This window comes from Streptomyces sp. NPDC037054, from assembly GCF_055606745.1.
Genome location: NZ_JBVJSJ010000003.1, coordinates 540,274 through 565,793 on the forward strand (window position 1 = coordinate 540,274; position 25,520 = coordinate 565,793).

Genomic DNA, 25,520 nt, shown 5'->3' on the forward strand with positions numbered 1-25,520 from the left:
CCGCGATTTCACCGGAACGGGAATACGAGCCGACGGCTTCGGTGCAGAGTTCGGCTTCCTCCACCCCGTCACGGGTCTGATGTGCGGGGCGATCACGGGTACTCGAGCCGGCCGCCGGCCGGTGATCCTCGCGGAGACGGACCAGGGACCCCGGGTGCCCGGGAGCGGGAGTCAGTGGGCGGTCTTCGTGAAGTCCAGGTCGGCGTGGCGGACGGCGTGGGAGGCGGTGGAGACCGTGGCGCCGAGCATGCTGACGCAGCCGAAGAGGAGAAATGTGGGGCCGGCGCCCCACCCTTCCACCAGGAGGCCGAAGAGCGGGAACATCACCGGGGTGATGCCGACCGCGCTGAGCGCCTGGACGGAGGCGACCCGGCCCTGGAAGGCGAGGGCGGTGTTGGCCTGCATGAGGGCCAGGGCCAGACCGCCGCAGAGGCCGGAGACCAGTCCGGAGACGAGCGCCACGGCGACCGCGAGGGCGAGGTTCGGCATGACGCCGATCAGGCCGATGCCGGCGGAGGCGACGAGCAGGGTGATGTTGTGCCAGTGGCCGGCCCGGGGGAAGCGGCCGCGCACGACGAGCAGGAGCGAGGTCGTGCAGACGCCGGCGCTGAGGGCGGCGTTCACCCAGGCACCGCCGGACGGGCCCCAGCCGCGTTCCTCGGCGAGCACGATGACGCCGATCGCCATCGGCGGGATGCAGCCGATCATGGAGAGCAGTCCGGAGAGGACGAGCGGGCCGACGACGGGCTCGTGGCGCAGGTAGACGATGCCGTCGACCAGGTCGCGGCGGGCGGTGGAGTCCGCGGCGGGCTGTTCCTCGGGCGGCAGCGGGGCGAGCCGGACCGCGGCCAGGAGGAGCAGGGAGAGCGTGAAGAGGACGCCGGTCACGGCGAACGCGGCGGCGGGGCCGCCGAGCCCCATCGAGAACCCGGCGAGCGGCGGACCGGCGATGTGGCCGGAGCGCTGCACCAGGTTGCGCAGGCTCTGGACCCGCATCAGCTGGTCCCGGCCGGTGATCCGGGGCGGCATGGCTCCGACCGCCGGCATGAACAGGGCGTCCACGACGCCGAAGACGAGGGCGAGCGCGACGAGCAACCAGAGGCCGGGCGTGCTGAACGCGAGCGCCGCGGCGGCCGCGAGGATCACCACGGCACGGACCGCGTCGGAGGAGATGACCACCAGGCGCGGGCCGAACCGGTCGGCGATGACACCGCCGCCGAGCATGAGGATCGCCCGGGGTATCGCGCCGACCGCCATCACCAGGCCGACCTGGGCCGGCCCGGCGACCTTCTGCGCGGCCCAGCCGAGCGCCACGAAGTAGGCGGCGTCACCGACCACGGAGAACGTGTAGGCGATGAGCCAGCGCAGAACGTTGCCGTCCCGGTGCACCGGAGTGGACGGGGTGACGGCCACGGCGGGGGCGGGCGGGGTGGCCGCTGCGTCAACGGGTTGATCGGCTCGTGAGGTCACAAGCGCGCATGATCTCCCACAACGACGCCCCCGACAACGGAATTACCGGCGGGACACCCTGGGCGCAAGTCGAGGCGGCGGTCCGGTAGCAGGCGGACAGTCGGGGCGGTGGCTGTAAAGCGGCCCACGCCGCCAAAGGCCGTGTTGACAGGGCGAACGGGCGGCTCCCACAATCGCGAGCATGACTGAGCACTGGTTCGCCACCGCGGGTCCGCTTCGCGCCCCGGACCGGACCGGGTGTGAGCGTTCCGGACGTTGACCGAGCTGCCGCCGAGCCCCGTACACGCCGCCGCGCGCCGCGGCCCGGACCGTGCCGGTCCTCCTGCTGTCAGCCGTGACCATCTGTCACGGTCCCGGCATACCCTCGCACCTGCCTTTGTCATGCGCTGACCGACGCTGCTCGGCACATGACCGGACTTCTCCTTCCGGCACGCACGGGCTCCCACGGGCACCCGCGGGCGTGCGGTTCCCCGCCGAACGGTCCTTCGCCGTCGGCGTCGCCACCAGGTCCAGAGAGGAATCCGCATGACTGTCATGAACGCCGCCGTCAGCCCCGCACTGCGCGAGGCGCAGACACCGCCGGACGGAGTGTACGAGGGGGAGCGCGTGCTGCGTCGCCTGCCCGACGGCTGGGAGGAGCGACCCTACGAACGTTTCGACCTCGTGCCGCAGGGACGCACCCTCGGCGCCGAGGTCCGCGGTGTCGACCTGTCCCGCCCTCTGGACCCCGCACTGCGCGAGGAGTTGAACCGCGCCCTGCTGGAGTGGAAGGTCCTCTTCTTCCGCGGACAGCACCTCACCTCCGACCAGCAGCGCGATGTGGCCCGTAACTGGGGGGAGCTGGAGACCAACCCCCTGCTCGCCCGAGGCGCCGGCGACGACGTGGTCCGCTTCGACAAGGCAGCGGGCACCGTCCCCACGTTCGAGAACGTCTGGCACGCCGACGTCACCTTCCGTGAGCGGCCCGCGCTCGGCGCCCTGCTCCAGCTGCGGGAAGTCCCGCCGTTCGGCGGCGACACCATGTGGGCGGACATGGCCGCCGCGTACGACAACCTGCCGCAGGACGTGAAGGACCGCATCGACGGCGCCACGGCCGTGCACGACTTCATCCCCGGCTTCGCCCGCTTCTACCCGCCCGAGCGGCTCGCCCCGTTCCAGGAGGAGTTCCCGCCCGTGGAACACCCCGTCGTGCGCACCCACCCGGAGACCGGACGCCGACTGCTCTTCGTCAACACCTCGTTCACCACCCGCATCACGGGCATGGACCGCGCCGAGAGCGACAGGCTGCTCGGCTACCTGTGCCGCCAGGCGCATGTGCCGGAGTACCAGGTGAGGTTCCGCTGGCAGGCCGGTGACATCGCCTTCTGGGACAACCGCGCCACGCAGCACTACGCCGTCTACGACTACGCCCCGCACCGCCGGGTCGCCGAACGCGTCGCCATCGCCGGCGACCGGCCGTACTGAGGGGAGCGGGCCTCCGCGGAGGCGCCCGCGCCGCCCCCGTCACCCGCGTAAACCCATGCCCGCCAAAGGCGGGACGCTCCCGCCGGACACCGGGCCGGGTACGGTCGGCCCACCAGCCGTTCACGCGACCGGTCGGCGGGGCGAGGGCTCGCGGCGCGTCCCAGCTCGCCGATTTCCCTGCGGAGCACCGGCGTCAGCGCTCGCGCGTAGGCCTCCGCCACATGGCTCCGGTCACGGTAGACGAAGGTGTCCGCGACGACCGTGGGGCATCGGCCCGCCCGCGGGCACAGCCACGGCTCCGGGTCGACGACGGAGGCGCCGGCGCGGCGGGCCGCCCTGACGGCGGCCTCCCGCAGAGTCGGTGACTTGATCGCGTCCCGCTGGTCCGCCTCGCAGTTCTCCAGCCGCAGCGGATGCCGCGCCGCGCACTCGACGGCGTCCCCCCTCGGCCACGGATTGTCGAGCAGCACAGCCACCCGGCCGGCGTCACCGGTCAGTCGCCTGAACACCCGCTCGTACCCCGCCGTCCAGTCCCGCGCCGGGTCCTCCATCCGGTCCACCGGTTCGGCCGCCTCGGACGAGGCGGCCACGACCAGCGCCGGCCGCAACTCCGCGATCCGCCGCAGTGCTTGCTCCCGCCAGGCGTCGCACGCCCGGTAGGCCCTGCCGTTGGCGCGTATCGTGACGTCGGCGGTCTTGCAGGACGCCTTCGTCAGCGACACCAGCCGCCACCCCTGCTCGCGGCCCCACCGGTCGAGCGCGGGGAACCACTGCGCCGCGTGGGAGTCGCCGAAGAGGACGACGACCTGCCGCGCGGACGTGTCCCCGTAGACGCACGCGGGGGAGCGTGTGGCGGCGTAGCCCACGTGACAGCCGTCGCGGTAGACGGCGGAACGCTGCTTCTTCACGTCCGGCAGCGACGGGGACAGGTTGGCCGGCAGCTCGGTTCCGGACGTCGCGATGAGGCCGGCCAGCCGGCCGCGCGGGTCCTGTGCCGTCGCGAGTGTCTCGGCCAGCTCGGGGGAGCGGACCGAGGAGCTGATCGTCGGCGGGAAGGACGCCGCGACGAGGCAGACGCACACGACGCTCGCGGACAGGCCGAGGCCGAAGGCCGCCGACGCCGTGGGCCTGCGCCGCAGCGAGGCGCGGAAACGGACCGGGTTCTCCACCAGGTGCAGGGTCGCCCAGGCCAGCAGCAGGGCCGCCGCGCTCAGCTGCAGGGACAGCGAGAGACCGGCCGTGCGGTTCAGCGCCGCGGGACCGAGTACCAGCAGCGGCCAGTGCCACAGGTACCAGCCGTACGACAGGTCCCCCACCCAGGTCGCGGGACGCAGCGCGAGCAGCCGCGCGGCGCCGGACGGGGACGGCCGGCAGCCGCCGGCGATCACCAGGAGCGCCCCGACTACGGGCAGACAGGCGAAGTGGCCGGGGAAGGGCGTGTCGGCGTCGTACAGGACGGCCGACGCCACGATCGCGGACAGGCCGAGCCAGGAGGCCGCCGCGGACACGGGACGCGGCACGCGCGCCAGTGCCGCGGTGGAGAAGGCCAGCAGGCCTCCGGCTCCCAGTTCCCACAGCCGGGTGTGGGGGCCGAAGTACGCCCAGGACGGCGCGGACTCGGTCGCCCGCACGCTCAGGACGAAGGAGACGAGGCAGAGCGCGCCCAGGGGCAGCGCCCTCAGCCATGGACGCCGCAGCACCTTCCAGGTCCCCAGCAGGAGCGCGGGCCACACCAGATAGAACTGCTCCTCCACGGACAGCGACCAGAACTGCTGGAACGGCGACGGGGTGCCGTCCTCCCGGAGGTAGTCGGTTCCCGAGACCGCCAGGTTCACGTTCATGACGTACAGGGCGCTGCTCAGCGCGTCGTCGAGGAACTCCTCGTAACGGATCTTCGAGGCGAAGAGCCGGCAGCACACGAGGGTGGACAGACAGGTCAAGGTCGCCAGCGGGAGGATGCGCAGCGCGCGTCTGCCGTAGAAGCGCCGCAGGGACGGGAGTTCGTTCCGTCCGGTTTCCCGCAGCAGGCCGGAGGTGATGAGGAAGCCGGAGATGACGAAGAAGACGTCGACGCCGACGTAGCCGCCGGCGACGAGCGGGAGTCCGGCGTGCGCGAGCACCACGAGGGTGACGGCCAGGCCGCGCAGTCCCTGGACGTCGTGTCGGAAGGCCATGGGGGTGCGTGTCACACCCGGGACTGTCCGCGGGCGTGGAACGGTTACCGTCGCGCGGGTCACACGGCTTCCCGCTCCCGGCATCCACCCGTATGACGCACGTCACTGAAGCGCTGCCGACGCTGCGGACAGTTACAGGCGTGGAGCAATCACTGCGCGCCCGCGTCCGGGCCGGGGACCCCGAGGCCTTCGGCCGGCTTTTCGACACCTACGCCTCGACGGTGCACCGGCATGCCGCACGGGTCACGGGCAGCTGGTCGACGGCCGAGGACGTCGTGTCGCTGACCTTCCTCGAGGCCTGGCGGCTGCGTGGACGGGTGCTGCCGGCGGGGGAGAGCCTGCGGCCCTGGCTGCTCGGCATAGCGACGAACGTCACGCGCAACATGGCGCGGACCGCCCGCCGGCACCGCGACGCGCTCGCGCGGCTCCCTCCCGCCGCCCCGGTCCCGGACTTCGCCGACGAGGTGACGCAGCGCCTCGCCGACCAGGCCGAACTGGCCGCCGCGCAACGGGCGCTGAGCGGAATGCGGCGCGCCGACCGGGAGGTGTTCACGCTGTGCGTCTGGGAGGGCCTCGGCACCGCCGAGGCGGCCGAGGCACTGGGGGTGACGGCCGGCGCGGTGCGGGTGCGGCTGTCGCGCGCCAGGAAGAGGCTGCGCGAGCTCACGGACGCGGAACGCGGGCGGGAGCCCGCCACGGACCGGGAGCCTGCCACGGGTCGGCAGCCCGCGACCGACCGGGAGCCTGCCGTGGGCCGGCAGCCGGTGTCCGGTGCCCGGACAAGTGAGCGGCACGATCGAGCGGATCAGTGTGCGGAGGAGAGGAAGCGATGACCGCGGAACGGCACCACGGGCCCGAGCACCCCGAGCACCCCGAGCACGAGGAGTTGGCCCGACTGTTGCCGGCCCCGGGCGACCCGCAGCTCGGCCCGGAACGGCACCAGGTCCTCAGGCAGCACCTGATGCGGGAGATCGGCAGGGAACGGGCGGCCGTACGCCGGGCGTTCCCGCCTCGCCGGCTCCTCGTCTGGGCGGCGCCCCTGGCCCTGGCGGCCACCGTCGTCACCGGATCGGTCGTCGTCACCGAACTGCGGGACGGACTCGAGGTCGTGCAGACACCAAGCCGGCCCGCCACGACGGTCGGTGAGCCTCCGCCGATCACGATGGGCCGGGACCAGTTCCTGTACAAGCGCCGGGTGATGTCGGGGGACTACACCTCCTTCGGCGGCGGCGCGGAGGTGGTCCGGCGCGAGGACTGGCTCGCCGTGGACGGGCGGAGGGACGGCCTGGTCCTCACCGGGCCGGGGGAAACGGTCACGGACCGCCTGGATCCGGACGCGCCGACGACGGAGCGCATGGCCATGTACGGCGAAACCGACCACCGGGAACTGAAGGAGCTGCCCACCGACCCGCAGAGGCTGCTCGACCACCTCTACCGGGAAACGGAAGGCCAGGGGCCGACCCATGAGGAGGCGGTCTTCGAGACCGTGTCCGCCTTGGCCGAACCGGCTGTCCTGGTTCCCGGCCTCAGCGAGGCGCTCTACCGGGCCGCGCGCCGGATCCCCGGCGTCGTCGTCGAGCACGGGGTCCGCGACCGGGTCGGCCGCACGGGCACCGGGCTGGCTCTCCGGGCGTCCGGCCCCGACGACCGCGCCCTGGTCTTCGACCCCGCGAGCTTCGTCTTCCTCGGCGTCGAGCGGACGACCGCGCTGCTCGAGATCGGCGTCGCCGACCGGCCCGGTGAGCCGCCGACCGAGTCCTGGCGACTGGCCACTGGATGACGCCCCGCGACGCCGTCCGGACCGCGGTGCGGTGTCAGCGGCCCACGCCCGCTTCCCACTTGCGTCGCCGCAACACGTAGTCGCTGAAGAGGTGCCGGCTCCGGTCGAGCAGTTCACCCACCTCCGTGTCCCCGCGCCGCTCGTCCGGCGACGGATGCCAGCGCTGCACTGATTGCGCGGCCCAGGTGCGCAGCTTCATGTCCGGGTCATCGAGCAGACCGACTGCCGCCCGGAGGGCCACGACGCCGCCGCGCGCGTCGAGCAGCCGGAACGCGCCGACGCGGACGTGCCGCGGCCGTCCGTGTCCGGTGCGCTCCACCAGCCAGTCGGCGGGCAGTTCCCTGGCGGAGGGCAGCAGGGCGGTGGCGGTCTCGCGGACGACGCCGGCGGCAGGGTCGTCGAGGAGCGGCAGCAACTGCTTCGTATCCGCGCAGTCCAGTGCTCGTAGCCCTGCCACGGCTCGCGCCCGCACCCCGGCCGCCGGGTGCGCGAGCAGCGGCCGCAGCAGCCCGGCGTCCGCGCGGTTCCCGCACTCGGCCAGCCCGATGACCGCACCGGGTGGCAACTCGGGGTCGTCCACGGCCGTGCACCGCTCCCGGTACCAGGCCGCCGGGTCACCATCGTGTTGTCGTACGACATACCGGGCGCAGGCGCGCACCAGCGCGGAACGGTCGCTGAGGAACGGCTCCGCGTGCTGCGACCGCCCTGCCCGGCGCAGCGCGGTGACTCCGGCCGAACGGACACGTGGGCTACGGGCGGACAGCAGCGGAGGCAGAACGCCTTCGCAGAGCCCCTCATCCCCGAGTGCCGTGAGCGCCGCTGTGGCACACAGGTCCTGGACCACGGTGTCCTGGTCCCGGGCGGCCGCGCGGGCCAGCTCGGCGGGACGGAGCAGTCGGCCCTCGACGGCCAGCCGGTAGGCGAACCGCCGGACGACGCGGTCGGGGTCGGCGAAGAGTGCGGCGAGCTGCCCGTGGGACGCCCGGCTCAGGACGCGGCCGAGCGCATCGACGCCGAAGGCGCCTCTGTCGCGGCGGCCGACGCGGAGGACGAGCGGCGCGAGGCCGAGGGCAGAGTCCACGTTCAGGGCTTCGCACAGCAGCCGCCGGGCGTGCTCGCGCACCGGCGCGACCCAGTCGGTGCAGCGGATCACGACCAACGGCAGCAGACGGGGGTACTGGACCGACTGGCGCAGCGCCTCCTGGCGGATCCGCCCGTCGCGGTGGCACAGGGCGAGTGCGAGCCGGGACTCGCCGAGCTGGGCGAGATCGGCGGGCAGCGGGGCGGAGTGCTCCCACTCCGGCAGGAACTGCGGGCGGTACCAGGCCACCTCACGCACCGCTGTATCCAGCGCGAGCCAGTCAGCGGGGTTGGCGACGTCGAGTGTGCTGTGCAGCGGCGCACCTGTCGCGAGCCGCGTCGCTGCCTCTGCCCTGTCCTTGATGTCCTCAAGCATGTCCGCCCTCCGGCACTCGTGCCAGGCGATCGTAGAAGGCGGGATTCGCCTACGGCGCGCGGTTTTCGGCCCCTGACCGCCGGGCCCGCAGCCGGCCCGGAAAGGCCACGGCCAATGAGGCGGACTCACCGCCCGGCGGCGCGTACGGCGTCACCGCGGACGTATGCGCCCCGACCGCCCGGATAAACGGATGGTCGGGGGCGAGCGTGACGCGGCAGGATGCCCCGCATGACCTTGCCCACCCCCGAGCTGCACACCGCCCGCCTGAGACTGCGGCCGTTCACCGACGCCGACGCGGTACCGCTCTACGCCCTGCACAGCAGCGCCCACGTGCTGCGTTACTGGGACTCCCCGCCGTGGACCGAACCGGCTCGCGCCCAGCGCTTCATCGCGACCTGCCGGACGATCGAGGAGGAGGGCACGGGAGCCCGGGTGGCCGTCGACCGCGTCAGCGACGGGGCGTTCATCGGCTGGTGCGGCCTGACCAGCTGGAACCCGGACTTCCGCAGCGCGTCCCTGGGCTACGTCTTCGACGCCGCCGCGTGGGGCCACGGCTACGCCACGGAGACCGCGCGGGCCGTCCTGCGGTGGGCGTTCGACACCCTGGACCTGAACCGCGTCCAGGCCGAGACCGACACCCGCAACGTGGCGTCCGCCCGGGTTCTGGAGAAGCTCGGCTTCGTCCGCGAAGGCACCCTCCGCGAGGACTGCGTCGTCAACGGCGACGTCTCCGACTCCTGGGTGTTCGGCCTCCTGCGCCGCGAGTGGCAACCGACGGCCGGCCGCTGGAGGGGTGGCCCGTCCAGTCCCGACGGGCCACCCACGTCAGCCCAACCGCGTATTGCTGATACAGGGTGAAAGGGCGCAATGTCAGTGCCGTGCTGTTCACTTGGCCGCGTGGACGCCTCTGCTCTGCGCGCCCGTCTGAACGACGCCTGGCGCGCGCCCGAATTGCACTGCCCGCTGCCCATGCATGGGGCAGGGCATGTCTGTGTGCCCAGTGACGCGGAGGATCTGGCTGAGCTGGAGCGCGTCGCTGCGGACGTGGTCGACGGGGCGGGTCTGCCTGTACGTGCGTGGGTCGTCGGGGGTAGGGCGACAGGGGTGCCCGACGGTCCGCCGGTGGGCGGGGAGTGTGGTCTCCCCATCGGCGGGGCGGGCGGGCTGCTGGAGCTGCGCGGGTGGGTGCTGGCCGAGCACTGGTTCGGATACGGCGTGACGGTCTCCGCCGATGGCCCGCGCCGCGTCGTGATCCTCGCCCGGCGCGCCTTCACCCGTCCGCCCGGCGCCGGGTGGGTGGCGTTGTTGCGGGAGGCCACCGGGTGGACGGAGCCCGATCGGTGCGGCGTCGACTGGGCCGCGACGGAGGCGGCGCTGTGCACCGCGCTGCCCCGTGACTTCAAGGACATCGTCGACGCCTTCGGCGCGGGCAGCTTCGACGAGTACCTGGACCTGCTGGTGCCGGGTGCGCTGGGCACGGATCTGGTCTCCTGGGGCCAGGACATGGCGCGGTACGCCGACCTGTACCGGCCATACCCGGTCCACCCCGCGCCCGGCGGCGTGCTCATATGGGGGACGTCCGAGCAGGAGGTGACCTTCCACTGGCTGACCGGACCGGCCGATCCCGACGACTGGCCGGTTCTGGTGCAGTACCTGGACGGTGAGTGGCAGCGCTTCGACTGCGGCACCGGCGAGTTCGTGCTGCGCCTGCTCACCGACCGCACCCCGCCGTTCGCCTTCCCGCCCTCCGCCGGGCCGTTCCCCCACTGGTTCGCTTCATGGGAGCTGCCAGAGCGCTGACCCCCTCCTAACCCAGCTGTCAGCGCCGCTGACCACGCTCGGCGAAGCTTCCGGGCCGCCGGGACCGGCCGTTGCGGTGTCCGGGGGCGCGGCGGATCGTTCCGTGACCTTTCCGGGGCGCATTCGCACCATGTGCCAGGAAGCGGAAGCTGGCCGCCCGCTGCAGGATCGTCCCGACGGACGTACAAACCGCGAGCCAGCCGACGGGAAGTGCGTTCCAGGATCTCCGCCCACTGGCGCAGGACGACGAAGCCAACAGCCGACAGCGGCTCGCGGGCGACAACTGGTCGCCGGCCTCGCCGCCCGCCGGACTCGCCCGGCGCCTCCAGGAGCGCGAACACCCTCATCCGGACCGGTCTGGAAGGTGGCGTCGAACACCGGCTGTGTGGACCTGGGACGGTCGCCAGGGGCGGCTTGTTGCGCGTGGCCCGGTTCCCGGGCTCCAGTCCCGGACCGCAGTTGACTTGCACTATTCGGACGACGTCGAAACCTTTGCGGCGCTCCGGGCCGACTGCCCACCATGGGACCGCAGTAAGCATGCCGAGTCACAGCCGTCACAGGGGGGGACAAGGAAGGCTCAGACCAGGCATGTCTGCGCCGGAGCGCTCGGACAGCCCGGTGCAGAGGGGGGAATGCCGCTTGGACGTGCTCTCACGCCAGGTAGGCACCTATCAATTCCGTTTGCCGTTCCGGTGCCGTCTGCCGGCGTCACGACGAGTGAGATCGCCGGTGCAACCGATCTGATCGGCATTTCAGGGCTGGGATACACGCACCAACGATGCAGGGGGAGAGGGGCACATCCAGTCCGCAGGTATTCACAGGATTTCTTGATACCCGAGGTTGCGGCCCTCTGAGGCCGTCCCGAACTGGCACGACAATTCGCCGCGGATGTCGGGGAATCCAAACGTCGAATCGGAAGGACCCATGGCACATCTCATCAGCCTCGAAGAGGCCGAGAAGCTGGACATCAAGGACGTACACGAACTCCACCGCAATTACATCAACAAGAGCCAGGTCCGGTTGATGACCTCCTTCGGCTTCGGCCGGGAACTCGTCGACCATGCCGAGGGTGCTTACATCTACACGCGCGACGGCCGGAAGATCCTGGATTTCACCGGGGGAGTCGGCGTGCTCAACCACGGGCACAACCATCCGCGCATTCTCGCCGCACGCCGACGCTTTCAGGAACAGCGGCGCATGGAGACACATAAGACCTACTTCTCCCCGTATCTCGCCGCCCTGGGGCACAACTTGGCAGCCGTACTGCCCGGTGACCTGAACCGATCGTTCCTGCCGAATTCCGGTGCGGAGGCGGTCGAAGGCGCGGTCAAGCTGGCGTACAAGTACCACGGTGGCCGGCGGAACCGGATTCTGCGGGCCGACAACAGCTTCCACGGCAAACTCCTCGGTTCCGGCGGACTCACCGGCGGAGCGCAGAACCACTTCGCGTTCCCCACCATTCCCGGCATCGGCACCTTCGAGTACGGCGACATCGGCTCGGTTCGACGGGTCCTCGCAGAGAACAGGGACGCTCGAGGCCGCAGCGAAGTGTACGCACTCCTCATCGAGCCGTTCAGTGCGTCGACCATGCGCTGGTGCTCCGAGGAATTCTTGCGGGAACTCCGTGAGTTGTGCACGGCCGAGGACATCGTGCTGATCTTCGACGAGATCTACACCGGCTGGGGCAAGACCGGCAGCATGTTCTACTTCACCCGGTACGAGGGTCTCGTGCCCGACGTGGTGACGACATCGAAGTCGTTCGGCGGCGGCAAATCCTCCATCTCCGCCTACGTGGCGCGTGAGCCGGTATTCCGCAAGGCGTACGACAACATGGGCGACGCGATGATGCAGAGTACGAGCACGACGTACTACGGCTTCGGCGAGGAGGCCGCGACAGCCATCGAGGCCGTCGCCGTGGCTGTCGAGGACGACTACCCGGGCCGGGCCCGGGCTCTGGAAGCGGTACTGCAGCCGGGTCTGGAGCGCCTCATGAAGAGCCATCCCGACCTGATCACCGACGTGCGCGGCTCCGGTGCGCTCTACGGGGTGTTCCTCTCCGGCGGGCCCAAGGTACTGGACCTCATCGGCAAGCTGCCGGCCGGAGACCTGGCCAAGGACCCGCTGATCCGTACGAAGATCATCACCGCGGCGGTCATCGACACGCTGTACCGCAAGCATGACATCTACACCTACAACACCCTCAACGGCCGTAGTCCGCTGGTCGTGAGTCCGCCGCTGGTGGCAGTCCCCGAAGAGGCCGAACGGTTCCTCGGCGCGCTGGACGCCACCCTCACCGAGGGCATGAACCGGCTGCTCGGACGCTTCATACGGGAGCGGGTGAGCTCGTGGTGACCGACCCCCTGCACGGGCTGCCGTCGCCGGCTCGAACCGCTCTCCCGAAACATGTCGCCGTCACCGGTGCAGCCGGCGTACTCGGCGCACACCTCGTGAACCGCCTGCTGGCGGTGGACAGCGAGGTCCGCGCGTTCGACCTGAAGCCGCTGCCCACAAGATCCGCGCTGAAGCCGTTCACCGGCGACATCCGCGACGCGGACGCTCTCGCCGAAGCCTTCCGCGGCGCCGACGCCGTGGTGCACTGCGCCTCCGCGCTGCCCAGCTACCCCGCGGCGGACATAAGATCGATCATTGTCGAAGGCACCACCACGGTCCTGGAGGCGGCCCGCGCCGCGGCCGTGCCCAGAGTGCTGCACATCTCCTCGACCGCCGTCTACGGACTGCCCCGGCTGGTACCCACGCCCGAGGACCATCCGCTTGAACCGGTGGACCCCTACAGCTCCGCGAAGGCGGAAGCGGAGAAGGTCGTCGAGCGCTACCGGGCGGCGGGCATGTGCCTGCCGGTCCTGCGGCCCAAGACCTTCCTGGGCCCCGGAAGGATGGGGCTGTTCGACATGCTCTTCCAGTGGGCCGAGGAAGGCAGGCACTTTCCCGTGCTCGGGAAGGGCGACGTGCGCATCCAGATGCTGGGCCTGGACGACCTCGTCGACGCGGTACTGGAGGTGCTGCGCGCCCCGGACGAGGTGGCCTGCGACACGTACAACATCGGCGCCGCCGAATTCGGCACCCTGCGGGAGGACTTCCAGCGCGTGCTGGACACCGCGGGGCACGGCAGGCGTGTGGTGTCGGTGCCTGCCGGACCAGCGGTGGCGGTCCTGCGCGTACTGGAGCGGACGAAGCTGTCCCCCGTGTACGGCAGGCTCGTGTCCAAGCTGCTCGCCGACTCCTACGTCAGCGTCGACAAGGCCCGGGAGAAGCTTGGCTTCCACCCCCGGTTGACCAACCAGGACGCCATTCTCCGCACCTACGACTGGTGGCGCACACAACGGGCGACAGCGGCAGGCGAACCGGCGGGCAAGGGCGGTGGGCGGACCAGCCGGGACCCGTGGCGGCAGGGCGTGCTCGGCCTCGCGAAGGTGTTCTTCTGATGGCCGCCACGGACACGCCGGGAGGTGACTCCTCCGTGCTCCCGGCCAAGGGGGACACCGGAGGGGACGTACCGGTACCCGCAGGGGACGCACCGGTACCCGTACCGGACGCACCGGTACCCGTACCGGACGCACCGCAAGGCGCACTGGCCGGACGCGGATGGTGCCGGGGAACGCGACTGCTGGTGGCCGGCACCGCGGTCTGGGCGGTCTTCCTCGCCCTGCACGTCCTGCTCACCGGCCGCTGGTGGCCGTGGCACGTCGTCGAGATCATGCCGCCGCTGACCGCGGTAGCGGTGCCGCTGCTGCTGCTCACCCTCGTACCGTTCGCGCCGCCGGTGCGCCGCCGGCTCTCCGTGGTCCTGGTACTCCTGTTGCTCGCCGGAGCACATCTGGCCGGCTTCGGATGGACGGGCACGACCGCGGGCGGCACCCGGGGCACCGAGGTCAAGGTCTTCGCCTGGTCCGCGGACTACTGGCAGATGGCGGCCGACAACAAGGAAGACTTCTACGCCTTCCTGCGCCGCCAGGACGCCGATGTGTATCTCCTGCACGAGTACCTCAACTGGAACTACACGCACAGGGACGAGCGGAAGCGGTGCACAAGTCCCGTCCGTATCGACGACTCGGCCCGGTTGCGCGCGCTCTTTCCCGGCTACCGCCTGCTCGTGCAGGGCGAGTTGATCACCCTGACCCGGTTGCCCGTCGTCGCGGCGCCCCATCAGGACGTCCCGGCCACGGGCGACGACTGGTACTGGAAGGGGTCGAAGGCGCAGCGGACCGACATCCGGGTGGGCCGGCGCACCGTCTCCTTCTACAACGTGCACCTGCCGATCCGTTTCCGGCCCTGCGACCTGCAGTACGGGTGGAGCCGCTTCCACCGGGCCAGCACGGATCAGGGGAAATGGTGGCTGCGGGAATACCGCGACCTGCGCGCGGACCTGGCCGACAACCCCCACCCGGCCGTCGTGGCCGGAGACTTCAACAACGCCTGGATGAACCGCTATCCGCTCGGAGCCGGCAGCCGGCCGCACAACCCGACCGGCTCCCTGTTCCCCGGCCACTCCTGGCCCGCCTGCGACGGCACCTGCTCACTGCCCGGAACATGGCGCCTGCTGCCCCGGCTGTGGCGCTTCGACTGGCTCTTCACATCAAAGGACCTGGGCGTCGCCAGTTACCGCCTCGGCGGTGGCGAGGCCCTCTCCGACCACTCGGCTCAGAAGATCCGCCTGATCGTCCCGGACTAGAGCCTTTCCGTCCGCCGGGAGACACCAGACCAGACACAGAAAGAGGGGGACGCACCGTGCTGCAACCTGACAGGTTCGATGTGACGGTGATGCTCGACTACTACAGCCCGTACGTCAGCGGTCTCACAGAAGCCGCGCGGCTGACCGCCGAAGGGCTCGCCGGCCGTGGCTGGAAGGTCGCGGTGGTCTGTGCCCAGCACGATCCGGGGCTCGCCCGTCACGAAGTCGTCAACGGCGTCCACGTCTTCAGGGCGCCGGTACTCGCCCGGATCAGCAGGGGCTTCATCAGCCCTCAACTGCCCCTGCTCGCCAGACGCCTGGCGGCCCGCTCGAACATCGTCCACGTCCATCTGCCCAACCCCGAAGCCGCGTTCGTCGCCGCCCTCAAACGCAACGCCCGGCTGGTCGTCACCTACCACATTGACGTCTTCCTGCCCGACAGCCCCATCAACCGCTTCGGGATGTGGGCCGTCGACCAGTCGTGCAAGGCGGCCGTACGGAGGGCGGACCTGGTCATCACGAACAGCGAGGACCAGGCACGCGGGTCCCGCATCTGGCCCACCATCAGGCGCCGCAGGCTGCTGCCCATTTCCTCGCCCTGCGTGGACCGCGACGGCGGCACGCCCCGGCTGCGCGACGGGAACGGGCTGCACATCGGCTTCATGGGCCGCATCACCGTGGACAAGGGCATCGAATACCTCATACGGGCCTTCCGCTCCATCGACGACCCCCGCGCACGACTGCTGATCGCGGGGGACTACACCACCGTGGCAGGCGGCAGCAACATCGCCCAGCTCCGGCAGGAGGCCGGCGACGACCAGCGGATCCGCTTCACCGGCCTGCTGCGAGGCGAAGCGGTACGAGACTTCTACGCCTCGATCGACGTTTTCGCGCTGCCCTCCGTCTCGGAGTCCTTCGGCATCGTCCAGGTCGAGGCGATGATGGCCGGCATCCCCCCGGTGAGCACGGAACTGCCCGGTTCCCGCTACCCCGTCGCGGCCACGGGCTTCGGACGGCTCGTACCACCCAGAGACCCGCAGGCGTTGCGTGCGGCGATCCTGGAAATGGCCGAACTCCCCGCCGAGGACCGCCAGTCGGGACGCGAAGCAGCGACAAAGCTCTTCGGCGGAGAGGCGTTCCTCGACGCGCACGAAGAGGCGTTCCGGGAGCTCCTGAGCGGCAGTCGGCCGTGAAGCGGCTGAGCAGCGGAGACACCGTGAGCGACCAGGGCGCTCCGGCCACAGCCACACCGTCCGGTGCCGGGGTCCCCGTACCCTCGACAGCGCCTGCGACGGCTCCTGCCGAACCGGCCCACGCGGCGAACGGCCCGCACGCCTCACTCCGGCACGGCACATCACGCACCACGCCCCGGCGCTCCCGCATGCCGGCAGCGCTGGTGCTGCTGCGCCCCCGCCAGTGGGTGAAGAACGTCTTCGTCCTCGTCATCCCGTTCGCCGTCGACCCCGCGGCGCTCCTGCACCACTTCGCGGGGGCACTCGCCACATTGGCCGCGTTCACGGCGGCCTCCGCCGCGGTCTACGTCGTCAACGACTGGCTCGACCGCAAGCAGGACCGGCTGCACCCGGTCAAACGCCACCGGCCGCTGGCCAGCGGCCGGGTGGGCCCACTCGGCGCCGCGCTGCTGGGTGCGGGCTGCCTGACGGTACTGGCCGTCTGCGGCGCACTGCTGCCGCCGGCGGTGCAGGCCGTCACAGCCGCATACGTGATGCTCAATCTGGCCTACTGCCTGGCACTGAAGCACTTCCCGCTGGTCGACGTCAGCGTGATAGCGATCGGCTTCGCCCTCCGGGCGGTGGCGGGCTGCCTGGTGGTCTCGGCCCCGTTCAACCCGCCGCTGATCATATCCGTGTACTGCGCATGCCTCCTGATGGCGCTCGGCAAGCGACGCCACGAACTCGTCGCCGCCGGCCTCCAGGAACGGGCGGCTGCGCAGCGGCCCGCCCTCAGGGGGTACTCGGTCTCCCTGCTCGACCAGTTGATTGCCCTGCTGCTGGCCGCCACGCTGATCGGCTACGAACTGTTCGTCCTGTCCGCAGCGCATCCGCGCGCTGCCGTGACGGCCGTCGTCACCATGCCTCTCGCCATCTTCGCCCTGTGCCGCTACCTGCAGCTGACAGCAATGCGCCGCACCAGTGAAGAGCCGGGCCGTGACGTCCTCACGGACCCACCGCTCGTGATCAACGCCATTCTGTGGCTGTTCAGTCTGACCGCCGGCCGGTTTCTGTGACCCCGAGGCTCCGCAATCACACCCATGAGGGCCGCCAAGAGAGGATGATCCACTTGAGTCGCCCAAGCCCGGCCGCCGGCACCGGCCCACCAGGCTCCCCGCTGCAGCGGGTGATCATGGTGTGCCACCAGTACCCGCCCTGGACCGCAGGCGGCCTGGCGGAGTACGCACAGCGGTTCGTCCAATGGGCGCAACGCGAGCGCGACGACGTGCCGTTGACGCTGTACACCCTGAACTGCCCGGCGAACCTCCCCCGCCGGGAGAGGCATGGCTCCGTGACGATCCGGCGGCCCTGGCTGCCGCGCCGGCTCAAGCGGCGCATCGAGGCACCGAAGAACCATCTGGCACCCAGCGGCCGGGCCCTGTTCGCGCTCTCCCTGCTCGCCTTCAACCTGGCCGTACTGCCCGCACTCGTGCGAGCCCGCCGGCCGGGCACCGTGGTGGCCGTGCACGACTGGCAGAGTGCCCTGGCCGGAATCCTCGCGGCCACCGTGCTGCGACTGCCCGTGGTCTATCACGTCCACAACACCGAGACGACCATGGTCGAACAGCCCGACGTGACCGATTCCTTCCGGCTGATCGACACCACCCAGCGGCTCCTCGCCCGAGTCGCGGCCCGGATCGTCGTGCCCACACCGGAGCTGAAGCACCTGGCTGTCGCGCACGGCTGGCGGGCGGAGCGCATCAGCGTCATCCCGCACGGCTGCGACACCAGTGCGGTCCCGCTCGGCTGCGACACCAGTGCCGTACCGGCCGGCTCGAAGTCGCACGACGAGGAGCTCAAGCACGAACGGGAACGAGCACGAGCCGGGCTCCGAGCGGAACTCGGGCTTCCCCCCGACACCCCCTTGCTGGTCTTCGCCGGCCGGCTCAGTCCGGTCAAAGGCGTCCCCACGCTGCTGCACGCCCTGCCCGCGGTCGCCCGCCGCCATCCCGGCGTTCACCTGGTGATGCTCGGCGTCGGCCTCGTCGGCACGGACCAGGACGCGGCGGTGGACCGGCTGGTCACCGGACTCGGCATCGAGGACCGGACACACGTCTACCATCGCTACCTGCCCCAGGAGGACGTACGCCGCCACTATCTCGCAGCCGACGCCTGCGTCTTCCCCTCCCGCTACGAGCCGTTCGGGCTGGTCTCCGTCGAGGCCATGGCCCTGGCAGCCCCGGTGGTGCTCGGACCCGGCTTCTCCGCGCTGATCTCCGACGCCGAGGGCGGCCACGGCCCGGCGGCGCTGAGGATGCGCGACGACACCCCCGACGAACTGGCAGCTCTCGTATGCCGACTGCTGGACGACCCCGCCGAGGCCGCACGCCTGGCCGCCCGCGGCCGGATCCACGCCCGCCAGAACTTCCGCTGGCCGGGCACCGTCACTCGCACTCTCGGCCTGTACGAGAGCCTGACGCGCCGGGAGCCCCGTCATGGATGACACCAGCAGCCGCCGACGGCGCTCGCGGCCTCGCCGACGGCCATCGGCGGGCTGGGCACTGGCCTGCCTCATCGCCGCCGGGCTCGTGCTGGCCCTCCGTGAACAGGACTGGTCGGCCACACGCGCTCTGGTGACCCTTCGGGCCTTGCCCTTTCTGCTGATCTCCTGCGCGGTCAATGTGGCAGCACTGCTGTGCGCCATGATGTCCTGGCGCAGTCTCCTCGCCGACCTGGGGCACCCCCTGCCCCGCCGCACCGCCGCCGGCGTGTACTTCGTCGGAATGAGCGCCAAATACGCACCCGGAGCGATCTGGGTGGCTCTCACGCATGCCCGACTCGCCGAAGGCGTCGGTGTCGGAGCACTGGTCACCGTCGCCGTCTGGCTGCTCAACGTCCCGGTCGTGCTGCTGACCGGAATGGTCGTCGGCAGCCTGGCAGCACCCCCGATGCTCGGCCCCTGGACCTGGCTGCTGCTGTTCCCGGCCGCGTCGCTGGCCTTCGTGCTGGTGCGGCCGTCACTGGTGGGGCGGGCGGCCCAGGCAGCCGCCCGCCTGCTGCGCCGGGAGCTGACGGCATCCGGCTCGGGACGGCAGATCCGCGCGGCCATCGGGTGGCAGCTCGCCTGCCGTCTGGTCTCCGGCCTCCATCTGTGGGTGCTCACGCTCCCCATGGGTGCTCCCGCGGGGCAGTCTCTGGTGATCAGCATCGGAGCGTTCGCACTGGCAACGGGAATCAGCTCGGTGGTCGTGGTACTCCCCGACGGCGCCCTGATCCGGGAGATGGTCCTGATCGGAACCCTCTCCCAGGTGCTGCCCGTCACCGCGGCCACAGCCGTGGCGTTGGCCAGCCGCGCCGTCTGCCTGTTGACGGACCTGCTGGCCAGCGGCGTGTGCGCGCTGGCCATGGCATCCAGACTCTGGCGCCCCGACACCATCACGAAGCACAGCGGGTCGTCCGCGTCGTGAAGTTCACCACAGACCGTTGCACCAACGGGAAGGACGAACGCGGCTCGGCAGCCCGACCGCGCCGGGCCCACGACCCCGAACCGCAACGGCGGATTTTGGCCTGCCGCTTTCACACCGGGCCCCCTGAAGATGGTGGCGTTCACAGGCCACGGGGGGCACATGCCGTACAGGATTCACTTCACCGTCGACGACCTCGCCCGAACCCGGATTGCGGCGAAGCCCAACCCCTTGCTGGAACTCAGCATCGCCGTGCGGCAGTTGCAATGCATGAAACACACGATGTACCTGCAGGCCTGGCGCCGCGAGGTTGCCAGGACGCTCAATCCTCAGGCCCGTATGGTGCTGGACCTGATCCCCGTACGGGGATGGGCTCCGGGCTTCCTCGTCCCTGCCGGACAGGGCACGCCGGAGGAACTCCTCGAGCGGGTGGTCGCGACGCCGCGTGCCCAACTACGGGCCGAACTGGAACATCTGGCCGAAGGCCGGAAGTTGCCGTCATGGGTGCGTCACCTCGCAGACGATCCCGACACGCTGCGCCGGCTCGGCGGAGCCCTGAACCACACGTACGACTCCCTTGTGCGGCCGTACTGGCAGCGCATCACGGCTCTGACAGCGGCGGACAGTGCCGTACGGGCACGGCACGTGCTGTCCGGCGGGATGGCGGGCGTCCTGGCCCGGGTGAATCCGCGCTGGGTGCGGTGGCGACCCCCTGTACTGGAAGTCACGATGGCCTCCGGCATCGACGGAGATCTGCGTCTGCAGGGCCGTGGTTTGCTGCTCATACCATCGGTGTTCGGGATCGACGCCTCTGTGATCGACCCCGACGCCGAACCCCAGCCCTTCCTCACCTTTCCCGCCGGAACAGGCCGCGGCTCGGCCGGGCGCCCGCTCCATGACGTGCTGACTGGTTGTCTGCCCACGGCCTCCCGTTCGCTGGCCGCGATCCTCGGCCGCACCCGGGCGACCGTACTGATGACCGTAGTGAACCGTCCGGGCTGCTCCACCACGGAGCTGGCGGCGACCGTGGGCATCGCGGCGGCCAGTGCGAGCGAGCACGCGGCCGCCCTGCGCGGTGCCGGGCTGCTCCACACGGTCCGGAACGGCAAGATGGTCGCGCACAGCGCCACCGCCGTAGCCCACGCCCTGCTCGATGCCTCAGGTGCGTGAGTTCAGCCCACCGCACGGCACGACACCCGTGTGGCCGTCTCCACCTCACGGCCTGTGACCGCGGCTCATGGTCGGCGGGCAGGACGGACGCTCTCCTGCAGGAACGCCGAAACCACCTCGGTGAACGGCTCCGGTGCCGCGCGGTGGATCGGGTGTCCCACCGGGATGGTGACCACTCGCCCGCCGGGGATGCGGCGGGCGAGCTCGGCGACGCCGTCCTGGGGAACATGGCTGTGCGGGCCCCCGGCGAGCACGAGCGTCTTGGCGGTGATCCGGCCGAGTCGCTCCAGCCACCCGGGATCGGGCTGGTCGATCTGCCGCCTGACGGCCAGTACCATCTCCCAGTCGAAGGCCAGGGCCCCGTCCGGCCTGGCCGGGGTACTCGGCTCCCGGGGCCGCGGGATGGGACGTCCGTTGGAGCACATCGGCCTGCATGAGTTCGAGCGAGTAGTCCCCCGGCCAGTCGCTTCGCCCGTGACCGCGAAGATCGAGGGCATACACCCTTCGGCTCCGGGCGAGGGCGGGCACAACCGCCTCCCAGTCGGTGGCATCCTCGCCCAGCGCGTGCAACAGGACGAGCGGCGGAGCATCCGGCGGACCCGCCACCCGACAAGCCAGCCGGACCCCGCCGACGTCGACCGATCGTTGGTCAACCATGGCCGGAGGACAGGCGGGTGATCCCGCCGGGGGACCCGCGTTCACCAGCGGCCGAACCACTCCGTGTGGGACGGTCCGGAGAACCGGGCTGACGTGGAAGTGCAGGTCGTCGCCGCCGACAGCGCGCGTCCGCGGCGGTGACCGCGCCGGGCCTGCCGCCTCACACCGTGAACTCGCGGATCACCACGTCACGGAACACCGCCCCGCCTCCGATGGTGAACAGGGCGAGCCCGGTGTCGATGAGATACGGGAACACCTCGGAGGTGTGCACGTACCGGCCGTCGTCGACGAACATCTCCACCGACGTCCGGTCCACCAGGATCCGCAGCCGTGCGCGGCGCGCCGCCGGGTCGAACGGGCTCTTGCTCTCCTGCCACTTCCCGGAGGTGTCCGGGTTGGCGGCGGTCCTGCGGTTGAGGAAGGCGTAGTCCTGGTACACGCCCGCGTCGACGTGGCGGCTCCCGTCGCCCGACCGGCGCAGCTGAAGCCCGGCGCCGGTCACCTGGTCCCAGGTGATCTCGCAGCTCACCTCGTACGCCGTGCCCTTGTAGTCCAGCACCCGGATCCCGTTGACCTCCAGGTCGCCGAGCCGCACGGTGCGCGACACGTACGAGTCCAGCGCGGACACCGGCCGTGACGCCAGGTAGTACGCGCCGGAGGACGCGCGCTCGAGGGTGACCTCGCGGACGATCGAGTCGGTGCCGTTGAAGCCGTCGGTGTCGATCGTGGGCGTGGTGTTCGCGTAGTCCCAGTTGTTCAGCCAGCCGATCGCGTGGCGGGTGCGCTCGTCGAGGCGGCCGGCCGCGTCCCGCTTCTCGAAGGTGACGGCGCCATACCAGTCCCAGCCGTGGTCGAGCCACTGCGGGTCGGCGGTGTCCGGCGTGAAGGTGGTGCCGTCGAAGGCGCCGGTCCAGTAGGCGTAGGTGTTGGGCTGCCCGGACGCCTTGGCGTTGGCGCTCACACCCAGCACCCACTTCGCCGAGCCGTCCTCGGCGGTGATCCGGAACAGGTCGGGGCACTCCAGGACCCCGATGCCCTCCTTGACGAAGCCGCCGACGTACGTCCAGGACTTCAGGTTCTCCGAGTGGTAGAAGCCGACCTTGGTGTGCTCGGCCAGCACCATCACCCACCGTCCGCGTTCCTCGTCGCGGATCACCTTGGGGTCGCGGAAGTCGCGCACGCCCGGGTTGGGCAGCACCGGGTCGGTGCCGTGGTGGGTGAAGGTGCGCCCGCCGTCGATGGAGTAGTACAGGTACTGGGCCTGGCTGTTGGTGCCCTCGACGGGCTCCATGGTGGCCAGCACGACGACCGCGCCCGCGCCGAACCCGGCCGTGTCGCCGGTGTCCACGACCGCCGAGCCGGACCACACGTCGCCGTTGGGCGTGGTGTCCTTGGGCACGGCCGTGCCCCGGTCGGTGAACCTGACGAGGTCGGTACTGGTGACCAGCCGCCAGGCGGTGCCGGACGTGGTCCCGCCGGTGAAGTAGTCCGGGTTGTACAGGTAGTAGTAGTGGTACTCGCCGTCGATCCAGATGGGGCGCTGCGGGTCGTTCTTCCACTGGTCGGGCACCGTGAAGTGGTACCGGGCGCGGTAGCTCGCGCAGCCGGCGGCCCCGGCCCGGGGCTTCGCCGCGGCGGGGCCTGCGGGCAGCAGCGCTGCCGTCGCCCCCGCCGCCGAACCCGCGAACAGCGCTCTCCTGGACATGCCACGCATCACACATCAATCCCTTCGTCGGGACGGCGGCTCATGTGAACCAGGACTGTAGACCTAACTCGTTAAAGGTCAAGTCGTTCCAGGCTCTTGACAGGCGTGTAACGCGGTTCTCATCATCTGGGACATCAGCACCCGACTAACACGAGTTAGGCTCGCCGATGAACCATCTCACCCGCCGCACACTGCTGCGGTACGGCGCCTACGGAGCCGGGGCGGCCGCGGTGACCGGTACCGCCGCCCGCTGGGACCGGCTCACCGGAGCCGACATCCCGGGCCGCGACGACGGATCCCTCGTCGTCGCCACCCTCGGCTCCGCCTTCGACCAGGCCGCCGTCCGCTTCCTCGGCGAGGGGTTCCGCAAGATTCACCCCGACATCAAGCTGCGGGTCAACGCGGTACAGGCGGTCGACTGGTCCGACTTCTTCGCGAAGATCCTCACCCAGATCGCCGCGGGCACCGCCCCCGACCTCGTGTACGTCGCCACCGAGGGCGTGCAGCTCTTCGCCCGGCGCCTCGGCGTGCCACTGGACCGCTGGGTCGAGCGGGACGCCGCCGAGCTGCGCGAGTACTTCGCCGACGTCCACCCCTCGCTGGTGGAGTCGATGATGTACGAGGGCAGCCTCTACCAGCTGCCCGTGGAGTTCAACGCCGCCGACATCTACCTCAACCGGCAGGTGCTGCGCCGGGCCGACGCGGACTTCCCGCCGCCGGACTGGACCCGCGACGACTTCACCGACCTGCTGCGCCGGATGAAGCGCACCAGCGGCTCCCACTTCACCCCCTACTTCTGGACCAACCGCCTGTGGGGCGGCGTCGTGCCGTGGCTGTTCGCCAACGGCACCAACCTCCTCACGGAGTCGAAGGCACCCGGCGGCGACTGGCTGTGGAACAGCTTCTACCCGGCCGACCAGCGCCAGGGCCGCGGCGGAGGCTTCCGCTGGACCACCCCCCAGGTCACCGACGACCGGGTCGAGGAGACGTACGAGTACCTCGCCTCCCTGATCCGGGACGGCCTGTGCACCCGCCCCGAGGGCGGCAACGGCAACAACCTGGTCGGCGTGTTCTCCACCGGCCGCGTCGGAGTCACCCCGGCGGGCGGCTTCTGGGCCGGCGGCCTGAGCCTGGCCGGGATGAAGCCGACCGGCTACGACGTGCAGTACTTCCCGCGCTGGCGCACCCGGCGCCACCAGTTCGGCGCGGCCGGCTACGCCATGCTGCGCACCTCAAAGCGGCAGGACGAGGCGTGGGAGTTCATCAAGTACGCCGCCCGCAAGGACACCCTCACCCGGCTGTTCCAGGCCAACCAGACCACCCCGGCGCGCCGCTCGATGCTCACCGCCGAGCGCTACCGGGAGACCGGCCCGAAGCACTGGGACGTCTTCTACGGCACCCTCGACCAGTTCCCCGACACCGGACCGATCCCGGCGCCCCCACAGGTCGCCGAGGTCGAACAGGTGCTGCTGAAGCACACCGGCACCGCCCTGGCCTCCCCGCGCTCGGTGCGACCCGCGCTGCGCCGGCTGCAGGGCGACCTGGAGAAGGCCATGGAGCGTGACGCATGACGAACACCGGGATCCCGGCCGTCCGGCCCGAGCAGGCCGCCCCGCCCGCCGCCCCGGTAGGGCCCTCGGCGCGCGAGCGCGGCACCCGGCTGCTGGCGACGCTGTTCCTGGCGCCCACCGTCGTCGGCATCGTGGTCTTCACGGTCGTACCGATCGTCGGCTCGGTGGTGCTCAGCCTGTTCCACTGGAACGTGATCGACTCCCCGAGCTTCGCCGGCGGGGCGAACTACCGGGAGGCGTTCACCGACTCCACCGTGCTCGTCTCCTTCGGGAACACGCTGCTGTTCATGGTGCTGGCGGTGGCGCTGCAACTGCTGATCGCGCTGGTGCTGGCACTCGCCGTGAACGGGCGGATGCCGGTGTGGCTGCGCTCGGCGTTCCGGTCGGCGTTCTTCTTCCCGCTGGTGCTGTCCGCCGCCTCCATCTCAGTGGTGATGAAGTACCTGTTCAACCAGGACTTCGGAGTCGTGAACTGGCTGCTCGGCCTCGTGGGAATCGCCCCCGTGCCCTGGCTGACCTCCGAGAGCGGGGCGATGGCCGCGGTTGTCCTGGTCTACGTCTGGCAGCAGTTCGGCTTCTCGTTCCTGCTGTTCGTCGGCGGCCTGAACAACATCCCCAAGGAGATCCACGAGGCCGCCTCCCTCGACGGCGCGACCGGCCTGCGCAAGCACCTGCACGTCACACTGCCGCTGCTGTCACCCACCCTGCTCGTGGCCTCCGTGGTCGGCATCATCAACGCCCTCCAGGTCTTCGAGCAGCCCTACGTGCTGACCAACGGCGGCCCCGGCGACTCCACCCGCACCGTCGTGATGGTCATCTACGAGACCGCCTTCGAGCAGCTCCGCTTCGGTACGGCGTCCGCGGTGGGCGTGCTGCTGTTCGTGCTGATCATGGCGGTCACCGCCCTCCAGTTCCGGCTCAGCCGGCGTTTCGTCCACTACCAGTGA

The 25,520-nt window shown here is 70.9% G+C and carries 20 protein-coding genes and 1 pseudogene; 15 read left to right on the top strand and 6 right to left on the bottom strand.

Features of this window, described 5'->3' with window-relative positions:
- Nucleotides 1–171 precede the first annotated feature (171 nt).
- Nucleotides 172–1,413 (bottom strand): MFS transporter, encoded by a 1,242-nt coding sequence (locus ACZ7D7_RS10595; RefSeq protein WP_470823623.1) that lies wholly within the window; start codon nucleotides 1,411–1,413, stop codon nucleotides 172–174.
- Between the two features lie 591 nt (nucleotides 1,414–2,004).
- Between ACZ7D7_RS10595 and ACZ7D7_RS10600 the strand changes: the two genes are divergently transcribed.
- The gene (locus ACZ7D7_RS10600; RefSeq protein WP_470823704.1) at nucleotides 2,005–2,934 is read left to right on the top strand and encodes a TauD/TfdA dioxygenase family protein; all 930 of its coding nucleotides are present in this window, start codon (nucleotides 2,005–2,007) and stop codon (nucleotides 2,932–2,934) included.
- Here the strand turns inward: ACZ7D7_RS10600 and ACZ7D7_RS10605 are convergent.
- Complete coding sequence (locus ACZ7D7_RS10605; protein ID WP_470823624.1) at nucleotides 2,874–5,108, bottom strand: acyltransferase family protein; 2,235 nt, start codon at nucleotides 5,106–5,108, stop codon at nucleotides 2,874–2,876. The genes ACZ7D7_RS10600 and ACZ7D7_RS10605 overlap by 61 nt on opposite strands.
- 140 nt (nucleotides 5,109–5,248) lie before the next feature.
- Here ACZ7D7_RS10605 and ACZ7D7_RS10610 point away from each other — a divergent pair, with 140 nt between their 5' ends.
- Nucleotides 5,249–5,941 carry an RNA polymerase sigma factor gene (locus ACZ7D7_RS10610; RefSeq protein ID WP_470823625.1) on the top strand — a complete coding sequence of 231 codons (693 nt, stop codon included), beginning with the start codon at nucleotides 5,249–5,251 and terminating at the stop codon, nucleotides 5,939–5,941.
- Nucleotides 5,938–6,888 (top strand): CU044_5270 family protein, encoded by a 951-nt coding sequence (locus ACZ7D7_RS10615; RefSeq protein ID WP_470823626.1) that lies wholly within the window; start codon nucleotides 5,938–5,940, stop codon nucleotides 6,886–6,888. The genes ACZ7D7_RS10610 and ACZ7D7_RS10615 overlap by 4 nt, the downstream gene beginning before the upstream one ends.
- A gap of 34 nt (nucleotides 6,889–6,922) precedes the next feature.
- Here ACZ7D7_RS10615 and ACZ7D7_RS10620 read toward each other — a convergent pair whose 3' ends face one another.
- Nucleotides 6,923–8,344, bottom strand: coding sequence for a hypothetical protein (locus tag ACZ7D7_RS10620; RefSeq protein WP_470823627.1), 1,422 nt, complete (start codon nucleotides 8,342–8,344; stop codon nucleotides 6,923–6,925).
- Between the two features lie 228 nt (nucleotides 8,345–8,572).
- On the opposite strand from ACZ7D7_RS10620, the gene ACZ7D7_RS10625 reads away from it, so the two are divergent.
- From ACZ7D7_RS10625 to ACZ7D7_RS10670, 10 genes are all read left to right on the top strand, one after another.
- Entirely contained in the window at nucleotides 8,573–9,202 is a 630-nt protein-coding gene (locus ACZ7D7_RS10625) for a GNAT family N-acetyltransferase (RefSeq protein ID WP_470823628.1), read from the top strand.
- A gap of 264 nt (nucleotides 9,203–9,466) precedes the next feature.
- Nucleotides 9,467–10,144, top strand: a complete 678-nt coding sequence (locus tag ACZ7D7_RS10630) for a hypothetical protein (protein ID WP_470823629.1) — start codon at nucleotides 9,467–9,469, stop codon at nucleotides 10,142–10,144.
- A gap of 924 nt (nucleotides 10,145–11,068) precedes the next feature.
- A complete protein-coding gene (locus tag ACZ7D7_RS10635) occupies nucleotides 11,069–12,496 on the top strand; it encodes an aspartate aminotransferase family protein (protein WP_470823705.1) in 1,428 nt (475 codons plus the stop codon).
- Nucleotides 12,490–13,587: an NAD-dependent epimerase/dehydratase family protein gene (locus ACZ7D7_RS10640; RefSeq protein ID WP_470823630.1), complete on the top strand. Its 1,098-nt coding sequence runs from the start codon at nucleotides 12,490–12,492 to the stop codon at nucleotides 13,585–13,587. The genes ACZ7D7_RS10635 and ACZ7D7_RS10640 overlap by 7 nt, the downstream gene beginning before the upstream one ends.
- A 185-nt stretch (nucleotides 13,588–13,772) precedes the next feature.
- Nucleotides 13,773–14,834, top strand: a complete 1,062-nt coding sequence (locus tag ACZ7D7_RS10645) for an endonuclease/exonuclease/phosphatase family protein (protein WP_470823631.1) — start codon at nucleotides 13,773–13,775, stop codon at nucleotides 14,832–14,834.
- Between the two features lie 56 nt (nucleotides 14,835–14,890).
- Nucleotides 14,891–16,027 (top strand): glycosyltransferase, encoded by a 1,137-nt coding sequence (locus ACZ7D7_RS10650; protein ID WP_470823632.1) that lies wholly within the window; start codon nucleotides 14,891–14,893, stop codon nucleotides 16,025–16,027.
- A 188-nt stretch (nucleotides 16,028–16,215) separates the two neighbouring features.
- Nucleotides 16,216–17,082, top strand: a complete 867-nt coding sequence (locus ACZ7D7_RS10655) for a UbiA prenyltransferase family protein (protein WP_470823633.1) — start codon at nucleotides 16,216–16,218, stop codon at nucleotides 17,080–17,082.
- A gap of 53 nt (nucleotides 17,083–17,135) precedes the next feature.
- Nucleotides 17,136–18,509, top strand: a complete 1,374-nt coding sequence (locus ACZ7D7_RS10660) for a glycosyltransferase family 4 protein (RefSeq protein ID WP_470823635.1) — start codon at nucleotides 17,136–17,138, stop codon at nucleotides 18,507–18,509.
- Nucleotides 18,502–19,473, top strand: a complete 972-nt coding sequence (locus ACZ7D7_RS10665; protein ID WP_470823636.1) for a lysylphosphatidylglycerol synthase domain-containing protein — start codon at nucleotides 18,502–18,504, stop codon at nucleotides 19,471–19,473. The genes ACZ7D7_RS10660 and ACZ7D7_RS10665 overlap by 8 nt, the downstream gene beginning before the upstream one ends.
- Before the next feature lie 159 nt (nucleotides 19,474–19,632).
- Complete coding sequence (locus ACZ7D7_RS10670) at nucleotides 19,633–20,640, top strand: winged helix-turn-helix domain-containing protein (protein WP_470823637.1); 1,008 nt, start codon at nucleotides 19,633–19,635, stop codon at nucleotides 20,638–20,640.
- Between the two features lie 65 nt (nucleotides 20,641–20,705).
- Here the strand turns inward: ACZ7D7_RS10670 and ACZ7D7_RS10675 are convergent, their stop codons facing one another.
- The 3 genes and pseudogenes from ACZ7D7_RS10675 to ACZ7D7_RS10685 form a co-directional block, all read right to left on the bottom strand.
- A complete protein-coding gene (locus ACZ7D7_RS10675) occupies nucleotides 20,706–20,978 on the bottom strand; it encodes an alpha/beta fold hydrolase (protein ID WP_470823709.1) in 273 nt (90 codons plus the stop codon).
- A gap of 163 nt (nucleotides 20,979–21,141) precedes the next feature.
- Nucleotides 21,142–21,297, bottom strand: a pseudogene (locus tag ACZ7D7_RS10680) (alpha/beta fold hydrolase); the annotation flags it as partial.
- Between the two features lie 160 nt (nucleotides 21,298–21,457).
- Nucleotides 21,458–23,011 carry a glycoside hydrolase family 32 protein gene (locus tag ACZ7D7_RS10685; protein WP_470823639.1) on the bottom strand — a complete coding sequence of 518 codons (1,554 nt, stop codon included), beginning with the start codon at nucleotides 23,009–23,011 and terminating at the stop codon, nucleotides 21,458–21,460.
- 158 nt (nucleotides 23,012–23,169) lie between these two features.
- Between ACZ7D7_RS10685 and ACZ7D7_RS10690 the strand changes: the two genes are divergently transcribed.
- Together ACZ7D7_RS10690 and ACZ7D7_RS10695 are read left to right on the top strand one after the other, a co-directional pair.
- Nucleotides 23,170–24,573, top strand: coding sequence for an extracellular solute-binding protein (locus ACZ7D7_RS10690; protein ID WP_470823640.1), 1,404 nt, complete (start codon nucleotides 23,170–23,172; stop codon nucleotides 24,571–24,573).
- Nucleotides 24,570–25,520 carry a carbohydrate ABC transporter permease gene (locus ACZ7D7_RS10695; protein ID WP_470823641.1) on the top strand — a complete coding sequence of 317 codons (951 nt, stop codon included), beginning with the start codon at nucleotides 24,570–24,572 and terminating at the stop codon, nucleotides 25,518–25,520. The genes ACZ7D7_RS10690 and ACZ7D7_RS10695 overlap by 4 nt, the downstream gene beginning before the upstream one ends.

What these genes read in the sequence shown, in the direction of transcription:
- ACZ7D7_RS10600 (WP_470823704.1), top strand. Translation starts at nt 2,005, where the DNA reads ATGAACGCCGCCGTCAGCCCCGCACTGCGCGAGGCGCAGACACCGCCG.
- ACZ7D7_RS10605 (WP_470823624.1), bottom strand. Translation starts at nt 5,108, where the DNA reads ATGGCCTTCCGACACGACGTCCAGGGACTGCGCGGCCTGGCCGTCACC.
- ACZ7D7_RS10615 (WP_470823626.1), top strand. Translation starts at nt 5,938, where the DNA reads ATGACCGCGGAACGGCACCACGGGCCCGAGCACCCCGAGCACCCCGAG.
- ACZ7D7_RS10620 (WP_470823627.1), bottom strand. Translation starts at nt 8,344, where the DNA reads ATGCTTGAGGACATCAAGGACAGGGCAGAGGCAGCGACGCGGCTCGCG.
- ACZ7D7_RS10625 (WP_470823628.1), top strand. Translation starts at nt 8,573, where the DNA reads ATGACCTTGCCCACCCCCGAGCTGCACACCGCCCGCCTGAGACTGCGG.
- ACZ7D7_RS10635 (WP_470823705.1), top strand. Translation starts at nt 11,069, where the DNA reads ATGGCACATCTCATCAGCCTCGAAGAGGCCGAGAAGCTGGACATCAAG.
- ACZ7D7_RS10655 (WP_470823633.1), top strand. Translation starts at nt 16,216, where the DNA reads ATGCCGGCAGCGCTGGTGCTGCTGCGCCCCCGCCAGTGGGTGAAGAAC.
- ACZ7D7_RS10665 (WP_470823636.1), top strand. Translation starts at nt 18,502, where the DNA reads ATGGATGACACCAGCAGCCGCCGACGGCGCTCGCGGCCTCGCCGACGG.
- ACZ7D7_RS10670 (WP_470823637.1), top strand. Translation starts at nt 19,633, where the DNA reads ATGCCGTACAGGATTCACTTCACCGTCGACGACCTCGCCCGAACCCGG.
- ACZ7D7_RS10675 (WP_470823709.1), bottom strand. Translation starts at nt 20,978, where the DNA reads ATGGTACTGGCCGTCAGGCGGCAGATCGACCAGCCCGATCCCGGGTGG.
- ACZ7D7_RS10685 (WP_470823639.1), bottom strand. Translation starts at nt 23,011, where the DNA reads ATGCGTGGCATGTCCAGGAGAGCGCTGTTCGCGGGTTCGGCGGCGGGG.
- ACZ7D7_RS10690 (WP_470823640.1), top strand. Translation starts at nt 23,170, where the DNA reads ATGAACCATCTCACCCGCCGCACACTGCTGCGGTACGGCGCCTACGGA.
- ACZ7D7_RS10695 (WP_470823641.1), top strand. Translation starts at nt 24,570, where the DNA reads ATGACGAACACCGGGATCCCGGCCGTCCGGCCCGAGCAGGCCGCCCCG.